Origin of the sequence: Streptomyces sp. NPDC050997 (genome assembly GCF_040660135.1) — a bacterium.
Taxonomy (GTDB): Bacteria; Actinomycetota; Actinomycetes; order Streptomycetales; family Streptomycetaceae; genus Streptomyces.
Map to the genome: position 1 here is coordinate 123312 of NZ_JBFAGK010000009.1, position 12843 is coordinate 136154.

General features: G+C 71.3%; 11 protein-coding genes. 3 read left to right on the forward strand and 8 right to left on the reverse strand.

What is annotated here, in order from left to right; all coding sequences use genetic code 11:
• The first annotated feature begins 419 nt into the window (after positions 1–419).
• Positions 420–1895: a SpoIIE family protein phosphatase gene (locus tag AB0H86_RS21830; protein WP_362440997.1), complete on the forward strand. Its 1476-nt coding sequence runs from the start codon at positions 420–422 to the stop codon at positions 1893–1895.
• A 104-nt stretch (positions 1896–1999) separates the two neighbouring features.
• Here AB0H86_RS21830 and AB0H86_RS21835 read toward each other — a convergent pair whose 3' ends face one another.
• Complete coding sequence (locus AB0H86_RS21835; protein ID WP_362441000.1) at positions 2000–3490, reverse strand: hypothetical protein; 1491 nt, start codon at positions 3488–3490, stop codon at positions 2000–2002.
• A gap of 245 nt (positions 3491–3735) precedes the next feature.
• Here AB0H86_RS21835 and AB0H86_RS21840 point away from each other — a divergent pair, with 245 nt between their 5' ends.
• Positions 3736–4875 (forward strand): aminoglycoside phosphotransferase family protein, encoded by a 1140-nt coding sequence (locus AB0H86_RS21840; protein ID WP_362441003.1) that lies wholly within the window; start codon positions 3736–3738, stop codon positions 4873–4875.
• Between the two features lie 298 nt (positions 4876–5173).
• Entirely contained in the window at positions 5174–7141 is a 1968-nt protein-coding gene (locus AB0H86_RS21845) for an N-acetylmuramoyl-L-alanine amidase (protein ID WP_362441006.1), read from the forward strand.
• Positions 7142–7146: 5 nt separating this feature from the next.
• Here the strand turns inward: AB0H86_RS21845 and AB0H86_RS21850 are convergent, their stop codons facing one another.
• The 7 genes from AB0H86_RS21850 to AB0H86_RS21880 all read right to left on the reverse strand — a co-directional run bounded on the left by AB0H86_RS21850 (position 7147) and on the right by AB0H86_RS21880 (position 12789).
• Positions 7147–7644: a hypothetical protein gene (locus tag AB0H86_RS21850; protein ID WP_362441009.1), complete on the reverse strand. Its 498-nt coding sequence runs from the start codon at positions 7642–7644 to the stop codon at positions 7147–7149.
• Positions 7645–7691: 47 nt separating this feature from the next.
• Positions 7692–8291 (reverse strand): ABATE domain-containing protein, encoded by a 600-nt coding sequence (locus AB0H86_RS21855; protein ID WP_362441012.1) that lies wholly within the window; start codon positions 8289–8291, stop codon positions 7692–7694.
• 151 nt (positions 8292–8442) lie between these two features.
• Positions 8443–8685: a DUF397 domain-containing protein gene (locus tag AB0H86_RS21860; RefSeq protein ID WP_362441015.1), complete on the reverse strand. Its 243-nt coding sequence runs from the start codon at positions 8683–8685 to the stop codon at positions 8443–8445.
• Positions 8686–8768: 83 nt separating this feature from the next.
• A complete protein-coding gene (locus AB0H86_RS21865; RefSeq protein ID WP_362441018.1) occupies positions 8769–9935 on the reverse strand; it encodes a thiolase domain-containing protein in 1167 nt (388 codons plus the stop codon).
• The gene (locus tag AB0H86_RS21870) at positions 9932–10981 is read right to left on the reverse strand and encodes a thiolase domain-containing protein (RefSeq protein ID WP_362441021.1); all 1050 of its coding nucleotides are present in this window, start codon (positions 10979–10981) and stop codon (positions 9932–9934) included. Before AB0H86_RS21870 ends, AB0H86_RS21865 begins: the two co-directional genes overlap by 4 nt.
• A complete protein-coding gene (locus tag AB0H86_RS21875; protein WP_362441024.1) occupies positions 10978–11940 on the reverse strand; it encodes an OB-fold domain-containing protein in 963 nt (320 codons plus the stop codon). Before AB0H86_RS21875 ends, AB0H86_RS21870 begins: the two co-directional genes overlap by 4 nt.
• A gap of 48 nt (positions 11941–11988) precedes the next feature.
• Positions 11989–12789 carry a crotonase/enoyl-CoA hydratase family protein gene (locus AB0H86_RS21880; protein ID WP_362441027.1) on the reverse strand — a complete coding sequence of 267 codons (801 nt, stop codon included), beginning with the start codon at positions 12787–12789 and terminating at the stop codon, positions 11989–11991.
• Between the last annotated feature and the right edge of the window lie 54 nt (positions 12790–12843).

Sequence of the window (12843 nt, forward strand, 5' to 3'; positions counted from 1 at the left end):
GCAACCGAATCCGCGTCATTCGCGCAGGTTGTACAGCGCCCGCCCGTCCGCCGTGATCAGTCGGCGCGGGCGGGCTGCTCCAGGATGACGATGTGACCTGAGTCACATCGAACGAGGGCGGTCCGGATCCGGGACCCCGTGCCACACTCCTTAGAACACAAGGTCGTCGAACACATAAATGAACGCCGTGGCAACCATCACGGTGATCCGTCAAGTCCCGTACGAAACCTACGACTTGACCCGCTCAGCGCCCTCCGTCAGGCGCAGGAGCCGACCACTCCGTGAAGACTGTGGCATATGCCAGAAGCACCACCGTATCGTGTGTTGCCAAATCCCTTACAGCGCGTCGCGGGCTGTGCAACAGTCGTAACCGGTCCTTCCGCCCGCCTTGGTCGTACCGTCCCGCATCGGAGTGCGTCATGCCGTCCCATCTCTCTGCGGACCGCCCAGCAGCCCAGCCGCCAGGACGCGGCTCGGTCGACGCGCTCATCTCGCAGACGCGGCGGCTCAAGGGCGACGTGGACGCCGTACGACGGGACACGCCGCCGGACGGCTCGGACCCGCAGGACCGGTGGCAGCGCGCGCTGTACGACCTGGCACTGCACCAACTCAACGACCTGGACGAGCACTTGGCGCAGCTACGGGACGGTCCGCCGCCCGTAGCCGCCGCACCCGCGCCGTCAGAGCCGGAGCCCGGCGCCCGAGCCGTGCCGCCCACTCCCCGGCGCGACTCGCTGCTCAGCCGGGTGGGCAGCGCGGAGTGGAACCTCCTTACGGACGAGGCCAGTTGGTCCGGCGAGCTCTACCAGATCCTGGGCCGTGACCCCGCCGCTCCCCCACTGACCCTCGACGAGCTGCCGTCCCTGGTGTGGGACGCGGACCGGCCGAAGCTGACGACGATGGTCACCAACTGCCTCGTCGACGCCAAGCCCATCGACGGGGAGTTCCGGGTCGTGCGCCCGGGCGGCGACATACGGACCGTGCACATGATGGGCGAGCCCGTGCTCGACCCTGACGGCAGTACCGCGTCGATGTGGGCGGTGCTGCGGGACGTCAGTGAACTGCGCCGTAGCCAGCGGGCGGTGAGCAAGACACGTGACTCGCTGCAACGCCACCGGCACCACGCGCAGACCGAGCACCGGCTCGCGGTCGAGCTGCAGGAAGCTGTGCTGCCGCCGTGGCGCGGCTCCCTGCGGCTCCCGCACCAGGGACCGGAGACACTCGACCTCGCGGCGCACTATCTGCCGTCGTCGACGAGTGCCCTGATCGGCGGTGACTGGTACGACGCGCTGGAACTCGCCGACGGCGAGACCCTGCTCAGCGTCGGTGACCTCACCGGCCACGGGGTCGCCGTGACCTCCGGCATGGCGACCCTGCTGGGTGCCGTCCGCGGAATGGCCGTGGCCGGCACCCAGCCAGGCCAACTGATGGCCTGGCTCAACCAGTTGCTCGACGCCACCGTGCAGCCGGCCCTCGGCAGCGCGGTCTGCTGCCGCTACCGGCCCCAGACCCGCACCCTGGTGTGGGCGCAGGCCGGACACCCCGCCCCGCTGCTGTTCCGCGACGGGCGGGGGCGCAGGCTGCGCGCACCGGCAGGCGTGCTGCTCGGTGCGACCTCCGGTGCCGTCTACGAGCAGGCCGAGGAAGCCCTACGACCGGGCGACCTGCTCCTGCTGCACACCGACGGGCTGGTGCCCGGGCGATGGGAGTCCCCCCACCCGGGCGAAGCCGAGAGCGGGAGAGGCGCGACGGCCGCGAACCGCCTCCTCGACCTGGCCCCGCGCTTCGGCGAGGCGCGCACCGCACAGGACTGCGTGCGGATGGTCGTGGAGGAGTTCGGCGAGGACGAACGCGCGGACGACGCCTGCGTGCTCGTCGCCAAGGTGATGTCGTAACCACCCCTCGGCAGGTGCTGTCGTAACCACCCCCTCGGCAGGTGGTGTCGTACCCACCGCCTCACCACGTGAGGTCGCCGGAGGGGCTCGGAACGCCACCGCCCTTACGCCGGTGCGCTGTTGCCGCCCCTGCCCTTCGGCCTGGGCAGGGCCAGCCTGATCTCCTCCCGCAGTTCGTTGATCTTCGGATAGCCGGAGTACTCGGCGGTGAGCCGGTACATCTGGCGCAGTCGGTCCCAGGTGCGGTGGGAGGAGTTGGAGCCCATCGACACCAGGGCGAGCCGTGCGTACCGGTCCGCCTGTTCGGGATCGTCGCCGATGAAGCAGGCGGACGCCATGGACAGGAAGTCGAAGATCTTCGACCGTTGGCGTCCGTCGACCCTGAGGGCCAGCGCCTTCTCCGCGTAGTGCTGGGCGTGCACGGCCGCGCCCGGCTCGTGCTCGGCCAGCGTGCGGTAGGCCAGGGCCTGCATGCCGTACAGATCCTCCTCCTTGAAGGTCTGCATCCAGCTCGGCGGTTCGTCACCCCGGTCGGAGACGAAGAGGTCCTCCGCCTGTCCGAGGGTGCGACGCATCGCCTGGCCCTTGCCCATCGACGCCTGCGCCCAGGCCTCGATGGTGTAGAGCATCGCCTTGGTCCGCGGCAACACCTCGTCGCCGGAGCCGGACTGGGCGAGCTTCATCAGGTCGAGCGCGTCGTCGGGCCGGCCCAGGTGCACCATCTGGCGAGCCGCTCGGGAGAGCGCCTCACCGGCGCGGGGCCGGTCGCCGCCCTCTCTCGCGGCATGGGCGGCGATGACGAAGTACTTCTGGGCCGTGGGCTCCAGGCCGACGTCGTGCGACATCCAGCCCGCGAGGACGGCGAGATTGGCGGCGACGCCCCACAGGCGCCGCTGGAGATGGTCGGGATGTCGGTAGGCGAGCATTCCGCCCACCTCGTTGAGCTGGCCCACGACTGCCTTGCGTTGCAACCCGCCGCCGCGGGCCGCGTCCCAGGCCCGGAACACCTCGACCGAGCTCTCCAGTTCCTCGATCTCCTGTGATCCGATGGGGGCGGCCTCGTAGCGGTCGAACCCAGCCGGATCGGCGTGCAGGGGGTCGTCGAACCGGGGGGCGTCGGCCCTCAGGGTCGGATCGGTGTGCAGCCAGTCGTACATGGCGCTGCTGAGTGCGGATCCCGCGGCGAGCGCGGCGCCCGCGCCCACCAAACCGCGTCGGTTGAGCATGAGGTCCATTCCCGTGAATTCGGTGAGGACCGCAGCAGTCCGCTCGGGCGCCCACGGCACTCCGTCGGGATGTTCCGCACTCCCGCCACCCTGCCGTCTCCCCGCACGCCCGTGCCGGACCAGACCGAGGTCCTCGATGGTCACGACACGGCCGAGACGCTCGGTGAACAGGACCGCCAGCACCCGCGGCACCGGATCGCGCGGGATCTCTCCCGTGTCGATCCATCGCCGCACCCGTGAGGTGTCGGTCGACAGCTGAGGGTGGCCCATGGCCGCCGCCTGCTTGTTGACCAGTCTCGCGAGTTCGCCTTTGGACCAGCCGGCCAGGCCGAACAGGTCCGACAGGCGGGTGTTGGATTGTCCGCTCACGTCAAGCCCCCAGGTACTCGGCTGAGTTGACAGTAGCCCGGTGAGAGTTGCCGGGCGACTATTCGCCACGGTTCGCCAGGGTGCGCCAGATGGTGTGCCAGTGGGCATCGGGTGTCAGGTAGGAATGCGCCACCCCGACCCGGTCACCTTCTTGGAACAACGGACGCACTCCCCAGGGTGCACCCGGGGGACCGGGCCGGGCAGCGCACTGTTGTAGCAGGCACACGAAGGGATCTGTTCAGCCCATGTACGCAGCATCGTCCTCCGTGTCCGCCCCACCCCGGTCGCTGCACCCCCGCCCGGCGGGCGGCGGCCCCTACCTCGACCCCGCGCGTCCCACGGCCCCCGTGCTCGGTGCGGGCAGGGCACGGCGTGTTCCGGGGCTCGGCACCCAACCGCTCAGCGGGAGACTCGACTTGTCCGGCCCCCAGGGCGCCCAGCTGCGCACGGCGCTCGCGTCGGTGCACCGGATCTGCCCGGAGTTCGCCCCGGTGCAGGTGCTGCGCCGCAGCGGACGCTCCGTGCTCCTGGTCGGCACGACAGGGCGCAACACCGCCGTCGCCAAGTGTTTACTGGACCACTCCCCCGTGTGGGCCGAGCGGATCCGCCACGAGATAGCCGCATACCGCTCGTTCGTCCGGCACCGCCCCCCGGTGCGGGTGCCGAGACTGATCGCGGCGGACCCGGACAACTGCACCCTCGTCATCGAGCGGCTGCCCGGACGGGTGGCGGCCCTGCACCGGCACCCCGCCGAGGCCCCGCCCCGCGCGGACATCAGGGCGGCGCTCGGCGCGGTCTGCCGACTGAACTCCTGGCGGCCGCCGACGGGCACCTTCGACGCTCCGCTCGACTACGCGACCCGGATCAACCGGTACCACGAGCTGGGGCTGCTCACCGACCGGGATCTCGGTGACCTGCAGAAACTGCTGCACGGCATCGCGGCGACCGCGGGCCGCGGGGGCATGGGCCAGTTCTGTCACGGCGACGCACTCCTGTCCAACATCCTCCTGTCCCCGGCCGGTCCAGTGCTGGTGGACTGGGAGCACGCGGGCTGGTATCTGCCGGGGTACGACCTGGCGACGCTGTGGTCGGTTCTCGGGGACGCCCCGGTGGCCCGGCGGCAGATCAGCCAGATCGCCCAGTCGGCGGGGCCCGCCTCACGGGACGCGTTCCTGGTGAACCTGATGCTGGTACTGACCCGTGAGATCCGTACCTACGAGACGGCCGTGCAGCGTTCGATGCACGACACGACCCCGACGGCACCGGGAGTCGCCCAACCGGGTGCCGCGCCGTCCGGCGAGGAACAGCGGCTGCTGCTGAGGCGGCTGCACGACGACTGCCAGCTGGCCCGCCGGGCCGTGCGCGCGGCGGTCGGCACTCGCTGACGGGGACAAGGATCCGCGGTACGCCCGAAGCAGCGGGCGTACCGCGGATCCTCGTATGTCCGGGACGGGCAGTGTCGCAGACGCGCGACGTTGCGGACGGGCGACGCTGCGGACCATTGGTGGACACCACTGACGCCCGGCAGGCCCGCGGGCCTCCGCCACGAAACTCCCGTGGACCCAAGGTGACATGGCATATCACCTGCCCCTGGGCATGATTGACGGATCGTCGGGAAGCCGGTACCACTGACGCACGCCCGGCCCCGCACGGTTCATCGCCCGTCCGTCCCAGGAGGCTGCTTTGCGAGGATCCGTCACCGTCCCCCGTAGGACCGCCGGGCACAGAACCGCCCGAAGAACCGCCGGCTCGCTGGGCTCCGCCGCGCTGCTCCTGCCGTTGCTCGGCGCGGCTCCCTCCGAGGCGCAGAGCACCACGGACGGTCTCCGGTCGGCCTTCGTCTCCGCGGCCTCCGAATACCTGGTACCGCAGAGCGTTCTCCTGGGCGTCTCCTACCTCCAGTCCCGCTGGGACACCCACGGCGGGGCGCCGAGTGTCACCGGCGGCTACGGCCCGATGCACCTCACCGACGCCCGCGCCGCGCTCGCCGGCGCGCCGGCCCACCACAGCGAGGGCACGGAGGACGCACGGGGCGACGGCGCCCGCGCGCCGCTGCACCCCGAGACCAGGATCCCCGAGAGTTCCGCGCTCCCGGCCCGGCTCAGGACACTGTCGAGGGCGGCGGAGCTGACGGGTCTCAGTGCCGAGCGGCTGCGGACCGATCCCGCCTCGAACGTGGCCGGTGGTGCCGCGCTCCTCGCCGCGGCCCAGAAGGACCTGGGCGAACCGTTGAGCGAGGATCCGGCCGACTGGTACGGAGCCGTGGCCCGGTTCTCCGGCGCGGACGACAGCGCGACGGCCGCCGCGTACGCCGACGACGTGTACGACGTCCTGCGCACCGGCGAGGAGCGCACCACGGACACCGGTCGGCGGATCGCCCTGGCCGCCCAGCCCGACCTGGTCCCCGACACCGCGCAGCTCGCGCGGACGGGGCTGCGGACACTCGACCGGCGCGAGACGGAGTGCCCGAGGACGGTGTCCTGCGAGTGGATCCCCGCCCCCTACGAGGAGTTCGGCGAAGGCGACTACGGCAACCACGACCTGGGTGACCGGCCGGCGTCCCAGAGCATCGACTACATCGTCATCCACGACACCGAGGGCACCTGGGACACCGTTCTCGACCTGGTGCAAGACCCGACCTATGTGTCGTGGAACTACTCGCTGCGGTCGACGGACGGTCACATCGCCCAGCATGTGAAGGCGAAGGATGTGGCCTGGCACGCGGGCAACTGGTACGTCAACGCCAAGTCGATCGGTCTGGAGCACGAGGGCTTCCTGGCGAACCCGGACGCCTGGTACACGGAGGCGATGTACCGCTCGTCGGCGCGACTGGTGACGTACCTGGCCAGGAAGTACGACATCCCCCTGGACCGGCAGCACATCCTGGGCCACGACAACGTGCCCGGCCCGACCACGTCGACCGTCGCCGGCATGCACACCGATCCGGGCCCGTACTGGGACTGGCGCCACTACTTCGAGCTGCTCGGGCGTCCCTTCGCGCCCAGCGCGGGCAAGCACGGCGGGCTGGTTACCATCCGCCCCGACTACGCCGACAACCAGCCTGAGTACACGGGCTGCGTCACCCAGGGCAAGCCCTGCGCGGCCCACGGCTCCAGCGAGGTCCGGCTGTACTCCGACCACGACGAGAACTCCGCCCTGATCAAGGACGTCGGTCTGGGCACGGCCCCCACTCCCGGGGTGAACGACGTGTCCTCACGTGTCTCCACCGGCCAGCAGTACGCGGTCGCCGACCGCTACGGCGACTGGACGGCGATCTGGTATCTGGGCCAGAAGGCCTGGTTCAGGAACCCGGGGAAGAACCCGACCGCGGTGAACGCGAGGGGGCGTGTGGTGACACCGAGGGCCGGTCTGCAGAGCGTCCCGGTCTACGGTCGGGCCTACCCGGAGGCGGCGGCCTATCCGACGGGAGTGCCCGCCCAGGCGGTGTCGCCGCTGCCGTACCAGCTGCCGGCGGGGCAGAGGTACGTGGTCGGGGACAGGCTGCCGGGCGAGTACTACTACGCGGTCACCTTCAGCCCCGACTCGCACAGGGTCGTGATCGGCGAGGACGTGTACTACGAGATCCAGTTCGGTCACCGGGTGGCGTTCGTGCGGGCCGCCGACGTACGGGTGGTGCCGTCGGCCGGGTAGCCGCCTCAGCCCTGCTGGAAAAGCTCCGCCGGGAGCGGCTTCAGCAGGGCGTACAGGTCGTCGGTGATGGGGCGGTCCCAGGCGGCGATGGTCACCAGGACGTTGTCGCTGCGGTCGAACTGCACGCAGGAGATCCGGCTCTCGGAGAGCTTCAGTCGACGCACGATCAGGAGGTTGTCGCCCTGCATCACCGGCATGTCCTCGGTGCTGACGACACTCACCTCCTCGTCGTTCTCCAGGGCCAGCAGCAGCTCTGCCACCTCGAAGGGGATCTCGTCGTCGGCGATGTCGCGGGCCGGGGAGCCCTCCGGCAGATTGCCGATGATCATCGCGGGGCCGCGGCCGCCGAACAGGTCGTACCGCAGGTACAGGCCCTGGCAGCTGCCGTCGGGGGCGGGCAGCAGGCCGGCGTTCAGATTGCCGGGCCAGTCGCTCGGGTCCATGGCCAGGACGTCGAAGTCGGGCCCGGCGGGAGTGGCGCTGCGGCGGCGGAGGAACGACATGGGGCCATGGTACGTGGCCGAGCCCGGTCCGTGGCGCGTGGGCGGACCTAGACGCTCGTGCGATGACGTTCGTGACGGCGGGCCACCCGGGCCCGGTTTCCGCAGGACGGCTCGCACCACTCCTGGCGCGGGTGCCGTTCGAGGAAGTACCGCGCACAGCGCGGCGCGCGGCAGGCGCGCAGGCGTCGGCGGTCCGGTCCGGCGAGGAAGGCGATCGCGGTGTGCGCGAGCGCCGCGGCGAGGTCGCCGCCGCCCTGTACGGCGCGGTGCCGTACGTCGGGTTCGGCGTCGTCGGCCCAGTGCAGCACCGGCACGGTGGGGGTGCCGGCGGCGGCCGTGTTGAGGCGGTGCAGTGCCTCGGGCACGGGCAGGAGGCGGTCCGCGTCGGCGGGGCTCGGTTCGCCGGGACGCACGGCCCGGGCGAAGAGGGCACGGACGGCGGCGCGCAGATCGCGTACGGCGGTGAGGGCGGCCTCGTCCGCGGTGAAGTCGACGCCGCCCGGCAGGGCCTCGGGGTGGGCCCGGACCCAGGCGGTGAGGCCGGCGGGGTCGGTCAGGTCGTCGGCGATCCCGCCGTGTCCGTCGCGCCGGAGGGTGAGGGCGAGGTCCAGGACGAGCCGGGCGTCCCTGCTGAGCGAATCCTCCATGGAGTTAATGGTAGGGGCCGCTTCAACCATTACGACATGTGGCCGGTGCGGGGCGGCTCAGTTCTCCGGGGCGCCGACGGCACCCGGGCGACGGGTGCCGGCAGGCGCCGCCGGTGGCTGCCCACGACGACCAGGGTGGGTCGGTCGGCGATCAGGTGAGGTCGAACTCTCCTTCCCGCGCTCCCGACATGAACGCGCCCCACTCCGCGGGTGTGAAGATCAGGGAAGGGCTCTCCGCGCGGCCGCTGTTGCGCATCGCGATGAATCCCTCGACAAAGGCGATCTGGACATCCCCCAGGCCACGGCTGCTGGAGTGCCATTCGGCTTTGCTGAGGTCAAGCTCGGGCTTCTCCCAGCCCATGAGCGGCTGCTGCTGGATGGTGGTCTCGGCCACGTCCGTGCTCCTCCCGATTGCGTCGTCCGCGGCCAGCCTAGCGATCGGTTCCTGACGCCAACAGGCCACGTGAGGGGGACCTTTCAGGAGTCGGGTGGCCGCGACCCCACAAGCCACATCGAGAAGAACTGGGATCCGCCGCCGTAGGCGTGCCCGAGCACTCTGCGCGCCCCTTCCACCTGGTGTTCCCCGGCCTGGCCGCGCACCTGGAGTGCCGCCTCGGCGAAGCGGATCATGCCGGAGGCGCCGATGGGGTTGGTCGACAGGACACCGCCCGACATGTCGACGGGCAGGTCACCGTCGAGCTCGGTCACCCCGGACTCGGTGAGTTTCCAGCCCTCGCCCTCGTCGGCGAAGCCGAGGTTCTCCAGCCACATGGGCTCGTACCAGGAGAACGGTACGTACATCTCGACGGCGTCGATCTCCCGGCGCGGGTCGGCGATCCCGGCCTGCCGGTAGACGTCGGCCGCGCAGTCCTTGCCGGCCTGCGGCGACACGGCGTCCTTGCCGGCGAAGAGGGTGGGTTCGCTGCGCATCGCGCCGCCGTGCATCCAGGCCGGGGGCCGAGGCGCGCGGGCGGCTCCGGCGCGGTCGGTGAGGATCATCGCGCAGGCGCCGTCGGAGGAGGGGCAGGTCTCCGAGTAGCGGATGGGGTCCCAGAGCATGGGCGAGGCCTGGACCTTCTCCAGGGTGATGTCGTGCTCGTGGAGGTGTGCGTAGGGGTTCTTCAGCGCGTTGCGCCGGTTCTTGTAGGCGACGAGGGAACCGACTGTCTCGGGCGCGCCGCTGCGCCGCATGTACGCGCGCACATGTGGCGCGAAGAAGCCGCCGGCTCCGGCGAGCAGGGGCTGCTGGAAGGGGATCGGCAGGGACAGGCCCCACATGGCGTTCGACTCGGACTGCTTCTCGAAGGCGAGGGTGAGCACGGTGCCGTGGACGCGGGCCGCGACCAGGCTCGCGGCGACCAGCGCGGTGGACCCGCCGACGGACCCGGCGGTGTGCACCCGCAGCATCGGCTTGCCCACGGCGCCCAGGGCGTCGGCGAGGTAGAGCTCGGGCATCATGACGCCCTCGAAGAAGTCGGGCGCCTTGCCGATGACGACGGCGTCGACGTCCGCCCATGTCAGCTCGGCGTCGTCGAGGGCGCGCCGGGCGGCCTCCCGGACCAGCCCGGCGATCGACACGTCCCGGCGCGCCGCGACATGCTTGGTCTGGCCGATGCCTACGACGGCCACGGGCTCCTTGCTCATCGCGGATCCCCTTCGAGTACGGCGACCAGGTTCTGTTGCAGACACGGGCCGGAGGTGGCGTGGCCGAGGGCGCGGTCGGACTCGCCGCGGTGGACGCGGGCGGCGGCCTCGCCGATCCGGACGAGTCCGGCCGCCATGACGGGATGGGCGGCGAGCGCGCCTCCGGACGGGTTCACGCGCACGTCGTCGTGCAGCCGGAGTGCCTTGCGCAGGACGACCTCCTGCGAGGTGAAGGGCGCGTGCAGCTCGGCCGTGTCGACGGGCCTGTCGAAGGCGCCGGCCTTCTCGGCGGCCAGGCGGGTGGAGGGCGAGTCGGTCAGGTCCCGCACGCCCAGGCCGTGCGCCTCGATGCGGTGGTCGATGCCGCGGATCCAGGCGGGCCGTGCGCACACTTCCCGGGCGCGGTCCCCGGCCGCGAGGATCACGGCGGCGGCACCGTCGCCGATGGGCGGGCAGTCACCGGTGCGCAGGGGACGTACGACGTACTCCCCCTGCGGCACCGCACCTCTCAGCTGCGCGTGGGAGTTGGCCGACGCGTGCTCTCGGCTTCGGGCGGCGACGGCCGCCAGCTCGGGCTCGTCCGTGTCGCCCGCGTCGATGAGCGCCTGCGCCTGGAGGGCGGCGAGCGCGACGGAGTCGGGCCACAGAGGGGCCACGTAGTACGGGTCGAGTTGCCGGGTCAGCACGTCACGCACGGAGCCGGGCGACGACTTGCCGTAGGAGTACACGAGCGCGGTGTCGGCGTCGCCGGTGAGCAGCTTGGTCCACGCCTCGTACAGGGCCCACGCCCCGTCCATCTCGACATGCGACTCGGAGATCGGCGGCCAGGCGCCGACGCCGTCGAGGGCGAGGGTGAAGGAGAAGGCCCGCCCGGCGAGGTAGTCGCTGGAGCCGGAGCAGGTGAAACCGATGTCCGCGGTCTTCAGGCCGGTCTGCGCGAGGACGTCGTGCAGCACCGGCATCAGCATCTCGACCTCGGAGACGTCGTGCGAGGTACGCCGGTGGTCGGTCTGCGCGAAGGCGACGACCGCAATCTCTCGCGTCACAACAGCTCCCTGTAGGTGTCGTAGTCCGCGTCGGGTTCGCCGGTCGGTCGGTAGTGGTCGGGGTAGCGGGAGTCGTCCGTCCACACGGCTTCGACGCGCAGGCCCATACGCACCTGGTCGTAGGGAATGCCGCCGATCCGGCCGTGCAGGGCGAGGTCGGCGCCGTCGAGGGCGATGTGGGCGTAGACGTATGGCACCTCGATGTCGAGGTTCTTCGCCTTGATGTTGACGATGCAGTACGTGGTCACCGTGCCGCGCGGACCCACCTCGACCTGTTCCGATGTGGCGACACCACATGTGGGGCAGGCACCCCTCGGGGGCACGTACACCTTCTCGCAGGACGGGCAGCGCTCGCCGACCATGCGCCGGTCGCCCAGTGCGTGGATGTAGGCGGACTGGGCGCGGCCGGGCGAGTAGGTGTAGTCGAGGCGGGCGGCGGCGACGATGCCGGTGACCGGGTTCTCGAACTCGCCGCTGTGCGCCGCGGGTTCGCGCTGGGCGGCCTTGTCGTCGGCACCGTCGTACGGCTCGAAGCAGGCGATGTCCGTGATGGCGCCGGAGCGCTCGTCGGCCCAGCGGACCCGGACCCGCATGCCGGTGTGCACGGCGTCCGGGCCGGGGGCGTCGAGCGCGTGCAGGAGGGTGGTGTCCGCGCCGTCGAGCCGGACCAGGACCCAGGCGAACGGGGTGGCCAGTGGCTGGCCGCGGCGGGGCGCGTGATTCCAGGCCCAGGTGGTGACCGTGCCGGTGGAGGCTACTTCGACACAGCCGCCGAGGTCGATCTCCTCGGCGGTGACGGGGTCGTACTCGACGGGCGGGACGAGGACGCGGCCGTCGCCGGTGCGTACGCCGAGGACGACGCGTTCACGCAGGCCGGTCAGGAACGCGCTCTGGACGGGGCCGAGGGAGCGGGTGAAGGGGAACTCGACGACGAGCGGGGCTTGGAGGACTTCGGGCATCCCGGATGTCTCCTTCCGAGGGAGGGCGGGCGCGGTCCAGGCGGGGGGTCAGGCGCGCTTGTACTCGGGGAGTCGCTTCTCCGCGAAGGCGCGGGCGCCCTCCTTGGCGTCGGCGGTGTCGAAGACGGGCCAGCCGCGCTTGAGTTCGGCGGCGAGTCCGTCGGCCTCGGTCAGTTCCGCGGTCTCGTACACCGAGGCCTTGACGGCCTCGACCGCCAACGGGCCGCAGGCGTTGATCTGTTCGGCGATCTCCAACGCCTTGGCGAGCGCGCCGCCGTCGGGGACGACATGGCCGATCAGGCCGATGCCGGCGGCCTCGCGGGCGCTGTAGGGGCGGCCGGTGAGCAGCATCTCCAGGGCGTGGGTGCGTGGGATCTGGCGCTGCAGCCGGACCGTGGAGCCGCCGATCGGGAAGAGGCCGCGCCTGACCTCGAACAGGCCGAAGGTCGCGGAGTCGCCCGCGACCCGGATGTCGGTGCCCTGGAGGATCTCCGTGCCGCCGGCGACGCAGTGCCCCTCGACGGCGGCGATCACCGGCTTGCGGGGGCGGTGGTGGCGCAGCATCGCCTTCCAGTGCAGGTCCGGGTCGGCCTTCAGGCGGTCCCGGAGGTGCTCACCTGCCATGCCCTTTCCGGCGAGGGCCTTGAGGTCCATGCCCGCGCAGAACGCTCCGCCGGCGCCGGTGAGCACGATCGAGCGGATCTCGTCGTCGGCGTCGGCCTCGATCCAGCCGTCGTACAGACCGACCAGCATCGACAGCGAGAGCGCGTTCTTGGCGTCGGGCCTGTTGAGCGTGAGTACCAGTGTGGCGCCTTCGCGCCGCACGGTGAGGTGTTCCGTCCCAGCCATGGGCCATCTCCCCTCTGACAGAACGAGAACAGGTTGCAGTAGGCGCCGGGGCAC

Bases quoted from the DNA above. Each gene is read 5' to 3' on its own strand.
- AB0H86_RS21830 (WP_362440997.1), top strand. From the start codon at position 420: ATGCCGTCCCATCTCTCTGCGGACCGCCCAGCAGCCCAGCCGCCAGGA.
- AB0H86_RS21840 (WP_362441003.1), top strand. From the start codon at position 3,736: ATGTACGCAGCATCGTCCTCCGTGTCCGCCCCACCCCGGTCGCTGCAC.
- AB0H86_RS21850 (WP_362441009.1), bottom strand. From the start codon at position 7,644: ATGTCGTTCCTCCGCCGCCGCAGCGCCACTCCCGCCGGGCCCGACTTC.
- AB0H86_RS21855 (WP_362441012.1), bottom strand. From the start codon at position 8,291: ATGGAGGATTCGCTCAGCAGGGACGCCCGGCTCGTCCTGGACCTCGCC.
- AB0H86_RS21865 (WP_362441018.1), bottom strand. From the start codon at position 9,935: ATGAGCAAGGAGCCCGTGGCCGTCGTAGGCATCGGCCAGACCAAGCAT.
- AB0H86_RS21875 (WP_362441024.1), bottom strand. From the start codon at position 11,940: ATGCCCGAAGTCCTCCAAGCCCCGCTCGTCGTCGAGTTCCCCTTCACC.
- AB0H86_RS21880 (WP_362441027.1), bottom strand. From the start codon at position 12,789: ATGGCTGGGACGGAACACCTCACCGTGCGGCGCGAAGGCGCCACACTG.